At 58.5% G+C, this 12,140-nt stretch carries 8 protein-coding genes; 3 read left to right on the plus strand and 5 right to left on the minus strand.

Annotated elements, in window-relative coordinates; translation table 11 throughout:
• Nucleotides 1-106 precede the first annotated feature (106 nt).
• Together AC1Z36_RS12780 and AC1Z36_RS12785 are read right to left on the minus strand one after the other, a co-directional pair.
• Nucleotides 107-1,327, minus strand: coding sequence for an ammonium transporter (locus AC1Z36_RS12780; protein ID WP_105657853.1), 1,221 nt, complete (start codon nt 1,325-1,327; stop codon nt 107-109).
• A gap of 220 nt (nt 1,328-1,547) precedes the next feature.
• On the minus strand, nt 1,548-1,862 hold the full coding sequence (locus AC1Z36_RS12785) for a hypothetical protein (RefSeq protein ID WP_105657697.1): 315 nt from the start codon (nt 1,860-1,862) through the stop codon (nt 1,548-1,550).
• A gap of 378 nt (nt 1,863-2,240) precedes the next feature.
• Here AC1Z36_RS12785 and AC1Z36_RS12790 point away from each other — a divergent pair, with 378 nt between their 5' ends.
• On the plus strand, nt 2,241-2,915 hold the full coding sequence (locus tag AC1Z36_RS12790) for a DNA-3-methyladenine glycosylase (protein ID WP_133833471.1): 675 nt from the start codon (nt 2,241-2,243) through the stop codon (nt 2,913-2,915).
• A 64-nt stretch (nt 2,916-2,979) separates the two neighbouring features.
• On the opposite strand, the gene AC1Z36_RS12795 is transcribed toward AC1Z36_RS12790, so the two are convergent.
• Together AC1Z36_RS12795 and ftsY are read right to left on the minus strand one after the other, a co-directional pair.
• Nucleotides 2,980-5,112 carry an acyltransferase family protein gene (locus AC1Z36_RS12795; protein WP_133833472.1) on the minus strand — a complete coding sequence of 711 codons (2,133 nt, stop codon included), beginning with the start codon at nt 5,110-5,112 and terminating at the stop codon, nt 2,980-2,982.
• Between the two features lie 439 nt (nt 5,113-5,551).
• The gene (ftsY, locus tag AC1Z36_RS12800; RefSeq protein ID WP_105657694.1) at nt 5,552-6,733 is read right to left on the minus strand and encodes a signal recognition particle-docking protein FtsY; all 1,182 of its coding nucleotides are present in this window, start codon (nt 6,731-6,733) and stop codon (nt 5,552-5,554) included.
• A gap of 176 nt (nt 6,734-6,909) precedes the next feature.
• Between ftsY and AC1Z36_RS12805 the strand changes: the two genes are divergently transcribed.
• Entirely contained in the window at nt 6,910-8,145 is a 1,236-nt protein-coding gene (locus AC1Z36_RS12805; protein ID WP_133833473.1) for an MFS transporter, read from the plus strand.
• 285 nt (nt 8,146-8,430) lie between these two features.
• Nucleotides 8,431-10,500 (plus strand): cell wall-binding repeat-containing protein, encoded by a 2,070-nt coding sequence (locus tag AC1Z36_RS12810; RefSeq protein WP_402734909.1) that lies wholly within the window; start codon nt 8,431-8,433, stop codon nt 10,498-10,500.
• Nucleotides 10,501-10,636: 136 nt separating this feature from the next.
• Here the strand turns inward: AC1Z36_RS12810 and AC1Z36_RS12815 are convergent, their stop codons facing one another.
• Entirely contained in the window at nt 10,637-12,082 is a 1,446-nt protein-coding gene (locus AC1Z36_RS12815; protein WP_133833475.1) for a glycosyltransferase family 2 protein, read from the minus strand.
• Nucleotides 12,083-12,140: the final 58 nt, after the last annotated feature.

The following is a 12,140-nucleotide window of genomic DNA, read 5'->3' on the forward strand; positions in this document are numbered from 1 at the left end:
GCCAGGACCGCCGGTGGCTGCATGGCCCACCGGCGGTCCTGGTAGGACGTTTCAGAAACGCCCTGCCCCTCGTGCTTGTGCTGCGTTATTTTCCAGATTCCGCTCCTTACTTGGAAACCAGCTGGTATCCATTTTCGTTGTGCTCCGCCTCGTCGATGCCGGCAATTTCGATATCTGCCGCGACACGCCATGGGCTGAACTTTCCAATGACCGTGGCGATGACCCAGGTCATCACCGCGGAGAAGACCATGACCACAATCAGGGTGGCTGCCTGGGCGATCAGCTGGGCGACGCCTCCGCCGTAGAACAGTCCGCCAGCGCTCTCCTCGGTTGGCAGGGCGAAGAAGCCCAGGAACAGGGTTCCGATCAAGCCGGCGACCAGGTGCACGCCGACAACATCCAGCGAGTCGTCGTAGCCCAGCTTCCATTTCAAGTTCACTGCCCAGGCTGCACCGGCGCCAGCCAGTACGCCCAGCAGCATCGCGGCCCACGGGGCCACATCTGCGCAGGAAGGGGTGATGGCGACCAGGCCGGCCACCAGGCCGGAGGCGACACCCAGCGAGCTGGGGCGGGAACCGCGAAGCTTCTCAACCAGGATCCAGCCAAGGACGGCCGCACCCGGAGCTGCCAGGGTGTTGACCCAGATGAGTCCAGCCTGCTCGACGGTGGTCGCCGCACCGGCGTTGAAACCGAACCAGCCGAACCACAGCAGGCCGGCACCGAGCATGACCAGCGGGGTGTTGTGCGGCTGCGGACGATCGTGGAAGTTGTGGCGCTGGCCCAGCTTCAGGGCCAGGACCAGGGCTGCGATACCTGCGTTGGTGTGGACCACTGCGCCGCCGGCGAAGTCAATGGCTTCGCCGAAGATGCTGCCCAGGAATCCGTCTGCGGAGAGCAAGCCTCCACCCCAGACCCAGAAGGCCACAGGTGCGTACACCAGGGTGACCCACAGCGGGACGAAGAACAGCCATGGCGCAAAGCGGGCACGGTCGGCGATGGCTCCGGAGATGATGGCTACCGAGATCATGGCGAAGGTACCGGCGAATCCGGCGGCGAGCAGCTCGGACTGCTCGGTATTGTGCATGGCAAAGTCGCTGATTGGATTGCCGACGATTCCGGCGATGGCTGGTTCCCCGGCGGAGAACGAGTAGCCCCAGAGCACCCAGACAACGGCGGTGATCGCCGCGGCGGAGAAACTCATCAGCATCATGTTCACCACGCCGGTGGCGCGAGTCATGCCGCCGTAGAAAAGTCCCAGTGCCGGTGTCATCAGCAATACGAGTGCGGCAGCTATCAGGATCCATAAGCTGGCTACATCCAACTCCATCTGGATCACTTCCCCTCAAGGTATTCGGTGTATCGGTGGTGTTATGACTATCTAACGCGCCCGATGTTTCCGAACACTCGCTGCTTCGTTTCCGCTGTGTATCAAGTTCCTGCCGGGGGTAACGTTTGCTTCTCGGCAATGTTTCGCCGCCGTTTCGAACAGTTCACGGTGCTGCTGGCCGACGGTCAAAAGAACAGCCCGGGGCGGACGCCGGCAGCGGCTATAGCCGCTTGATCTTCACGACTCGGGACTTCGGCACCGTAGGGGATCCGCCGATTCTCGTGTCGTAGCTCAGGGATCCGGTCACCGTGGCGGTGATTTGGACGATGCCCTCGGCCACGACGCCATCCGGCGCCTCGCAGTCCGCCAGGCCGTCACCGGCAGTGAACATCGGATTGTGCTCGTAGTCGTATTTGCCCACCTGCGCGTGGCTCAGCTCGGTATGGAAGGTGCATGGACCGGTCGCGGAGTCGAACTGGGTGACCAGCCCGTAGAGAATCACATTCTGATCAATGTGCGAGTCCGGTTGCTTCATGATGTGCGCCAGAGCACGCTTGGTGACCTTCTTGGCCTTGTTAGCCGTGGCTTTCTCAGCCGCGGCTGCGCGAAGCTCTGCTGCTTCTTCCTTGGGGCCAGGGCCAATTGCACTTCTGCTTCTGCCAGCTGGGCTTGCAGTGCTTCCTTTTCAGCAGCTATGGCTGCGCTCGAGGTTTGCGCAGCCTCAAACTCTTCTGCCGATACCCCGCAGGCAGCCATCGATAGAATTCCGGCCAGTGCGGTTGCAGTTGCTAAGAACCTTTTCATGCTCATTCCCCATTTCACGAGTGCGAGTTGCTTGAACCCCCAAGTTTCAAGTACCCATGATCCTTACAGGGGCCGGGGACAATTTAGCTGGAGCAGGCACACTGGAAGCATGGACCGATCTTTCTTCTTGCCCGATGCCTTGGACGTTGCGCCCCGGTTGCTCGGGGCAGTACTCACCGTGGATTCCAGTGATGGACCGGTCAGCGTGCGCATCACCGAAACCGAAGCGTACATGGGCCTGGGAACCGCAGGGCCCTATGATCCGGGCAGCCACTCGAAGGACAGGAAAACCGATCGCAACGCGTCCATGTTCCTGGAACCCGGGCACGCGTACGTGTACTTCACCTATGGAATGCATTACGCCCTGAATTTCGTTTGCTCACCGCCAGGAGCTGCGTCCGGGGTGCTGATACGTTCTGGCGAAATTATTTCCGGCGCCGACCTGGCCCACGCACGAAGACTGGAGAAGCGGCCCATCCGCTACGCCCGCAATCCCATCCCGGAAATCCAGCTGGCCCGTGGACCGGGGAACTTGGCCACCGCATTGGGACTCACGAGATTGGAACATGACGGGCTGGATCTGTTCGCTGCACCCTTTACCCTCCATGCTGCCTCTGGTCCCCCGGAGGCTTTGCGCACCGGACCCCGTGTTGGCGTCGCGGGGATAGCCGGCGGTCCGCAGTTCCCCTGGCGATTCTGGCTGCCCGATGAGCCAAGCGTTTCCGCTTTTCGCCCGGGCCGCGATGCTCCTGGGGCAGTCACGGGCATCAGGAATCAGAAATAGGCTCTGGCTGCAACGCAATTAATGCGTTGAAGCCAGAGCCTATCGAGCAAGGTGCCGCAAAGCCCTATGCTGCCGGGAACAGTTCCTTCGAATCCAGTTCCTTCTTCAGCCGGGATTCCAGGGTCTGGGACAGGGACTCGGCAAAGGTTTCGGTCAGGTGCGAGTGGTCCCAATAGGCCACGATGCCACCGACTACCGCAAAGCAGCGTCCGTCCTCGCACAGCTGGTCATTCATGTCGACGTCGATAATATTCGGCTTATCCAGGGCCTTCACCGCGTCGGCTTGCGGATCCATCGGAATCCATTGCTTCGCCTCGCCACTGCATTCGCTGAATTCGCCATCGCTGGAGGCCACGCAGTCAGGCACATTCTCCACGGTCTCCCCCGGGAAGGACGTATCCCGGATGACCGCTACAGCGGCGCCGGTGCCGGCCCAGTCCTGGAGAATCTTTTCGTAGGCCTTCTGGGCAGGCTCAGCGGTGTTTTCCATTTCGTATCCGGAAACCGGAAGGGACTGGCGGTTGGAGCTGATCACCAGATCATAGTCTTCCTTTTCGATCTGCTTGGTCACCCAGCTGCCATAATCAGCGCAGCCCTTTTCCCGTGCCTTGGAGTCAAAGACCTGGGGTTCGCCCATGACGGCGCATCGGCTGGCCAAATAGGTATCAATACTCCAGCCATTCTTCTTCGCCATAGGTTCCAAGGCAGGAATCCACTGGCCTGCATGCGAGTTTCCAACCAGTGCTACCTTGATCTTGCCATCACCGTAGTTGCATACCGGGCGGTCCTTGTAGTCGGCGTCCTGGCTGGCGAAGCAATCGTCCTTGTAGACAACCGGCTTGTCGGTCTTCGCAACTACCGGGGCGGGAGCCACCGGCTGGTAGGCCGTCTCGATATTCACTGCTTCACCGCATGATTCACTGAGCGACGCGGCACCGAAGCAGTCTTCGCCCAGCTCCTTTTCGACCTGGGCCAAGGCCTTGTCGACGTCTTGGGCGTCATTGATAATGCGTTCGGTGTTGAGGTAGAAAGCTCCGGCAACCAAAGCCAAGACGAGGCTGCCCGTGGCAAGGAAGCGTGGCGCCGTGAGCAGTACCGAGGCGTCAATGAACTTACGGAATCGAACCTCGACAAGCTTCTGCGTCAAAACAGCCAAAACCAGCGTCAAGGCCAGGGCAATGATCTTCTGGGGCCATTTGAAGTCATCCACCATGAACGGCATCAGGATCAATAGCGGCCAATGCCAGAGGTAGATGGCATAGGAATTGTCACCGAAGAACTGGAACGGCTTGCTGCTCAAGAACATGTTCGGCGAGTACTTATGCGTGGAATGGCAGAGCAGGATCAGTGCGGTGCCGAATACGGGAATCGCTGCGATGTATCCGGGGAACGGCATCTGCCCGGTAAAGGCCACCGCGCTGAATGCGATGGCAAGGACTCCGCCCCACGACCCGATCAAGCTCATCGCATCCTTCTTGGCCGCATGCGCACGCGCTCCCAAAGCCGCCACCAGGGCGCCTGCCGAGAATTCCCAGACTCGGGTAAAGGTCGAGAAGTACGCGCTGCCCGGTTCAGTCGCGGTTGCGTATAGCGAGTATCCGAAGGAAATCAAGAAGACGGCGCTGATTCCGGCCAACGCGGCGGTTGCCGGCTTGATTCCGGACTTGATTGCGGCGAAGATCAGCACGCCGATCAGAATTGGCCATACGAAATAGAACTGCTCTTCTGCAGACAGGGACCAGAAATGCTGGAAGGGGCTTGGAGCTTCGCCTTCGGCAAGGTAATCGACCTTGGTCAGTGCCAGGTACCAGTTCTGGAAGTAGAACGTCGCGGCCATCGCTTGCAGCCCCCAGTCCTGCCACACCGTGGACGGTGCGAAGAACCAGATGCCCAATACACTGGCCAGGATCACCAAGAAGGAGGCAGGGATCAGCCGCTTGACTCGCCTCATCCAGAAATTGACGACATCGCCAATATTCTTCGGCGGCTTGGCGAGCAGATGCGAAGTGATCAGGAATCCCGAGATCACGAAGAACACGTCGACTCCGACGAAGCCGCCGGGCAGATAGTGCCCCCAGAAGTGGTACAGCACGACAACACCTACGGCGATGGCGCGCAGGCCCTGGATGTCCATGCGGAAAGCCCTGGGCTTAGGGTCCTGCTTGACTGGTATGGGCAGGTCTTGGTTCGACGACACTTCTGGATGGATCCTTTACCGGCTGGTCTGACCGCACGGGGGCATCCAGAACCAACCGGAGTATCCCTCATGCAGTGCGTACAGATTGAAGGGACACATTTCCCCAGAAAACATCTTTACCCAAGTAGTCTGGACGTTTTCTGTAGCGCTGGTCACTGCCTCCTTGGGTGACCTGCGGCCAGAAGGCGCCCGAAAAGTTCCATTCACTCACTGACTAGATCTTTTCCGTAGAGGCCCCAAGGAAAGTTTCGGACCCAGGAGCGAGTGGTGTGACTGACCTCACTGCAAGATTCCCTTGATTCCAACCCCTGTGCGCGCCCCATGGCCCAGCAGGAACAAAACCGCTCTGTGCAGGATTACAGATGCGCAGCGCCCGCTTAAGCAAGATCTCCCCGCCGCAGGAAACGACGGGGAGATCAAGAAAATATGGCATTATCGATTAGCCTTCGAGCAGTGCGTCCACGAAGTCTTCCGGGTTGAATGGCGCGAGATCATCCGGACCCTCACCCAATCCCACCAGCTTCACCGGAACACCGAGCTGACGCTGGATAGCCACGACGATGCCGCCCTTGGCAGTACCGTCGAGCTTGGTCAGCACGATGCCCGAAACGTTGACAACCTCGGAGAAGACCTTGGCCTGCTGCAGGCCGTTCTGCCCGGTAGTCGCATCGAGGACCAGCAGGACTTCGTCAATGGTGGCCTTCTTCTCGACCACTCGCTTGATCTTGCCCAACTCGTCCATCAGGCCGACCTTGTTCTGCAGGCGGCCGGCAGTGTCGATCATGACGATGTCGACTTCCTGCTCGATGCCCGCGGAAACGGCTTCAAAGGCAACGGAGGCCGGGTCGGCGCCGTCGATCTCGGAACGCACGGTAGGCACGCCCACGCGGTCGCCCCAGGTAGCCAGCTGCTCGGCGGCGGCCGCACGGAAGGTATCGGCAGCGCCCAGCAGGACGTCCTTGTCTTCCGCAACGAGTACTCGCGCCAATTTGCCGATGGTGGTGGTCTTGCCAACACCGTTGACACCGACCACCATGATGATGCTTGGGCGGTCCGGATGCGGTTCAGGCAGGTAGCTGCGGTCCAAGCTAGGATCCACCAGCTTGAGCAGTTCCTCGCGAAGCATTGCCTTGACGCGAGCCGGGTCCTTGCTGCCTTCAATCTTCACTCGTTCACGCAGTGCGTCAACAAGCTCAAGTGCAGGCTCGGTACCCAGGTCTGCCATCAGCAGGTTTTCTTCAATCTCTTCCCAGACATCCTCGTCAATCGAGTCTTGGCTGAGCAGGGCCAGCAGGCCCTTGGAGAACATGCTGTTGGATTTTGTCAGTCGCGCACGCAGCCGGGCCAGACGGCCCTGCACTGGTTCTGGAACATCGAGTTGTGGCGCAGCAGGTGCGGCAGGCTCTTGGACCGCGACAGGCGCATCGCTTGCACCGGCAGTGTCCGCTGCGGCATCAGTATCGCCCTCAGCACTCTGGCCAGCTGGCAAGTCGTCTGCATCGCGCTCTGACGTATACGGAGTCTTAGGCTTGCGGCCCTTGGTGACGAAGGCAATGACGCCAATGGCCACCACGGCAACAACCGCGACAATGATGATGGTTAATATAAGCGAATCAGACACGCTCTAAATCGTCTCATATCTCCAACCATTTAGGGATCATATGGCAGGCAGCACCAGCATCAGCGCATTTTGCATTCAAGGCTAGACTGGCAGGTGGGTTGCTTAGCCCCGTTCGTCGTTCCAGAAAGGCTGAGGGTTACTGCTCGCTGAGCGGCAGAACCATCTGTTCAATTGATATGGCATTGAAAACCACCCGTGCTGCCAAGGCGCCCATCCCCCAAGAGATCAGCGTATTGCTGGTTGCGGCATTCATCATCGCATTGGGTTTCGGGCTCATCGCCCCCATCTTGCCCCAGTATGCAGTGAGCTTTGATGTCGGCAATGCGGCCGCCACTATTATTGTCAGCATTTTCGCCTTTACCCGATTGATTTTCGCACCGGTAGCAGGCGTCCTGGTAGGGAAGCTCGGCGAGCCCAAGATCTACGTCACCGGCGTTCTGCTAGTTGCGGTATCGACTTTGCTTTGCGCTGTGGTCCAGGACTATACGCAGCTATTGATTGCTCGTGGACTGGGCGGCTTCGGGTCGACCATGTTCACCATTTCAGCCATGGCATTAATTGCGCGCCTGGCTCCGGAGAAATCCCGTGGACGCATCTCGGGCTTGTATGCCGGCTCGTTCCTCTTGGGCAACGTCTTCGGCCCGGTTCTTGGAACCTTGCTTGCCCCGCTGGGCATGCGTATTCCGTTCTTGATTTACGGCACCGCCCTGGTGATTGCCGCAGGCGTGGTCTACATGGCCTTGGGCCGTCGCCGCGATCTGGATGCAGATGCGGCAAACCCGCGATCAAGGCATTCCGATATTGAAGTGGTGACCACCCGCGAGGCGCTGGTCTCCCCCGCCTACCGGGCGGCATTGTTCTCCGGATTCAGCTACGGCTGGCTGGCGTTCGGCGTGCGCAACAGCATGATCCCGCTTTTCGCCTTGGCCGTGTTCGGCCAAACCATGGGTGCCACGGCCGCCGGAATCTCCATGACGGTGTTTGCCATCGGCAATGGTTGCGCGCTGGTGTTCTCCGGTCGCCTGACAGACAGCATTGGACGCAAGATCCCCGTGGTCCTTGGCATGAGTGTCCTGCTCGTGTCCATTGGCGCGATGGGGTATTCGACCTCCCTGGTTGGCTTCATCGTCTTCTCGGTCCTGGCAGGCATTGGCGGCGGGCTGCTGGGCCCAGCACAGCAAGCGTCCGTGGCTGACGTGATTGGTTCCGGCCGCAACGGCGGCAAGGCACTGGCCGGATTCCAGATGTGCACCGATCTAGGCTCCATCATCGGCCCGCTGCTGGCCGGGGCCATGGCCGACATGATCAGCTTCCAATTAGCCTTCAACATTTCGGCTGTCGTGGGCCTGGTCGGAGTGGTTGCCTGGCTGTTGGTTCCAAAGACCATAAAACCGGTGGAATTGGCCGATTAAGCAATTCCGCAGTTTTAGATTTCCCTTGGCATCGGCGGCGATATTAATTCCCGGAATCTTGCCGGGAAACATCGGGTAGATATACTAGCAAAGGCTTTCGCCATTTCACTTGCACTCGATTATTCAGGGGAATCCATGCCGGCTATCCGGACGCGACGATCCAAAGCTCTATCAATTGCGGTTATAGCCGCACTTTCCATCCCGCTTTCTGCTGGTCCGGGGTTCGCCTCGCCAACAGAAGAGCCCTCCGCTCAAACTGTTCAGTCTCCCTCGCCCACTGCTACCGTGGCTGATGCGCCGGAACCATCGTCTACGCCGTCTCGCGAGGCCGAGGCCACCGGGACCAGCACCAGCGAAGTTGAGTCCGAGGCGCCAGCACCAAGTGCGCCGGCTGCTATTGCCACTCCAGCAGCTGAAGAAATTTCCAAGGCACTGTCCAAAGACGATGATCTTTCCAAGAAAGAACGCGTACAGCTAGCCGACAAGGCGCTGGCCGAAATGGAGCTCGAGCACCTCGATGCCCAGCTGGGCCAGGGTGCCAAGCGAATTGCCGAAACCGGTGACGCGACGATCCCTACCATGGATGAGCTAGCGGATCTCGCGAAGCTGTCTTCAAATGATTCTGCGACTTCAGTTCCGTTCCAGGTGGGCGCGCCGGCTTCCCTTGATGAGTTGCGGACCTGGCGTCCACCGGGCACCCTTGGGATCGATGTTTCCCGCCATCAAGGCGACGTGAACTGGTCCACTGCCAAGGCAAACGGGGCACGTTTCGCCTACATCAAGGCCACCCAGTCGTGGCCTTCTTCCTTGTACAAGGACCCTAAGTTCAGCCAGAACTACACCAAGTCGCGCAATGCCGGCCTGATTCGCGGTGCGTACCATTTCGCCATGCCTGCCCATTCTTCCGGTGCTGTTCAGGCCAGGGAATTCATGGCTAACGGTGGTGGGTGGACCAATGACGGGTACACCATGCCCCCACTGCTGGATATCGAGTGGAACCCGTACAACAAGACCGCTTATCCGCAGGGCAAGGGCGATATGTGCTACGGCATGACGCCTTCCCAATTGGTTACCTGGATCAAGGACTTCGGCAATACTGTCAAGGCCAAGACCGGTCGCCTGCCGATGATCTACACGGCCCAGTCGTGGTGGGATGAGTGCACGGGTGATTCCGCAGCGTTCAAGTCCTGGCCACTGCATGTCTCGATCTTCCCCACCGCTGACGTTGCGAAGAATCCCCGCGAACTTCCTGAAGGCTGGACCACGTTCAATGTCTGGCAGTATTCTTCCAACTCCAATTTGTTGGGGTCAACGAAGAATGTGGATGCCAACGTGTGGAACGGCGATCTGACGTCGCTGCGCGACTTCGCGAAGAACCGCCGCAGCACGCAGTACAAGCTGACTACCAGCTACTTTGGCAATATGGATGTCTGGCCGACCCGCTTGGGCCCATCACGCATGTCTGGCGCCAACCGTTATGGAACGCCTGTTGCGATCTCCAAGCGCACCTTCCCCTACGGGGCCAAAACTGTTGTCGTGGCTTCCGGCGAGCACTTCGCTGACGCACTATCAGTTACCTCGCTGGCCAACCGCCACAATGCACCCCTGTTGCTGACCAAGCAGGCCTATCTGCCGAGCGCAGTGGCTGCGGAAATCAAGCGGCTCAATCCGTCCCGCATCGTCATTGCAGGTGGCCCAACCGCAGTCAGCAGCAAGACGTTCACGCAGCTGAAGAAGTATGCACCGGTATCCCGAGAAGCAGGAAACACGCGCTATGGAACCAGCGCAGAGATTGCTACGAATTGGTCTTCTGCCAAGAACGTGTTTGTGGCATCTGGACGCTCGTTCCCTGATGCCCTGTCCATGGCAGCTGTCGCGGCAGACCGCAAGGCTCCATTGCTGCTGAGCAGTAAGAAATACGTGCCAAGCACCATCTTGAAGCAGCTCAAGCGCCTGAATCCCTCCACCGTGTACTTGGCTGGTGGGCCACTGGCAATCTCCAGAAATGCGGAAAACGAGATCCGAAAAGCGCTTCCGAATGCCAGGATCGCTCGTTACGGCGGAGAATCACGTTATGACACCAGTGCTGTCATCGCGAAGGCCTTCTGGCCAAATGGTGCGCAGCGCCAGTTCATTGCCAACGGCAAGAGCTTCCCCGACGGACTGAGCGGTGCCGTTGCTGCAGGCTACAACGGCGCGCCAATGCTGCTGGCTAAAAAGTCCTGCCTGCCTAAGTCCATAGGCTCAGCGCTGACCGGCATGGAAGGTTGGACTAATGTGCTGATTGGCGGTCCGCTGGTTCTCGACGAGACTGTTGCCTACCGAAATGACGGAACCCTCAATACGTGTTCGTAGGCGTTGCGAGTTAGGGTTCGCCTAGCTGCACAGAGGCTCGTAGTTGCTGTTTGGGGCAACTACGAGCCTCTCTGTGTTCTGCAGGAGGGAGCCTGTCCCGGGAAAGGCTGGTACCCCGGCTCCCTATAGCGCGGTGCTACTTAGCTTGGCGAGCATCTATGCTCATATACCCATTGGCTGTTGCGTAGACCAGCAAACCCGAGAATTCCTGGCTCGCAACGCTTTTCCCCATCCTGATCCGCTTTGCAGGAACGCCCTGATACTCGATGAAGATGTTGCCCAAGCGAGAAATCGATTCAAGCACGGCGGCACGCGGGAAAGATGCAGTGAGCCGCGATCCGCTTTCGTCAACTGCAAGCTCGCCTCTTGCCACGGTTTCGGTGTCTCGATCCCTTATATGAATGCCGATTGGCGACGGTCCCGAGACTGGAAAATCGACGACCAGACAGATGCGTTCAGCAGTATTCTCGACCGAAACAACTGCAGGCGCTTTCTCAGCTTCCATTTTATTCTGGGCAAGCTGCTCCAGGTATTCCAAGTCGCCGGCGAGGATGGCGTCGACCAGCTTTGCCTCTTGCGGCTTGAAGAGCGCTGCAGAATTATCCAGATGGAAGGTTTCCAAGAAGCTCTTGTGGCTCGACACCCATGCTGCGCGCTGTTCGGCGGTATAACGCAGGAAACGTTGTCCGTCATAGAAACGCAAACCCTTGCGAACGAACAATCCGGCAATGCGCTTCCTGGCCACTTCCAGATCCGGCCCAGTGTACGTCGCGATAGTTTCCGCGATCTTGGTCAAAGAACCTACGTAACCGGCAGGATCGATTTGCTGCGTACTAATATTTTGGCCGTCCGACCTTAGCCGGATCTCGTAGTAGTTGTAATCGCCCAGGATGCTGATTCGCTGAGCAGCGGAATAGGCTTCGACCATGGCGATGCCATCTTCAAGCCTGACTTTTTCTTCGACAAAGCGGATGCCATGCGAATTGAGAAGCCGTCGCCGGATCATCTTTTGCGGCGAAAGGGTCCGCAGAATGAAGTCGTAGTCCACATCGAGAATTGTTTTTTCAAACAGCTTCGCTTGAACTCTCCGGCCGTCCAAACCGACCATTTTCGGAACGAGGACATCCACGTCATGCTCCAGCGCAAATGAAGTCATGCGCCTGAGCGCTTGGGGACCGAGCCGGTCATCACTGTCGATGAAGAAAACATATTCTCCACGCGCATTTTCAATGCCTACATTGCGCGGCTTGCCCGGCCAACCACTGTTCTCTTGATGCAAGGCGATGAAGTTCGAATTTCGCTTCGCATAGACATCCAAAATCTCTCCGCCAAAATCCGTCGAGCCATCATCCACTGCAATGACTTCAAATTCTTCTGGTTCCAGGTCCTGGGCTTCTAGAGAATTAAGCAGTTCCGTAAGGAACGGCATGGCGTTATAAACGGGAATAACCACACTCACCAATGGAGAAGATCCCTGGAGCATCGACCCGCTCGGGAGGACATCCTCCTCCCCTGTTTCCCGATGTGCCGGACTCTTCGAAACAGCAGGGTTATCATTGATACGTTTACGGAAAAATGCCATGTCATCCTCAGTAGAGACAGTGAATTACGGAGCATGCAAGTTCGCCCCTGCAAATCCC

Source organism: Glutamicibacter sp. BS14 (genome assembly GCF_056934375.1).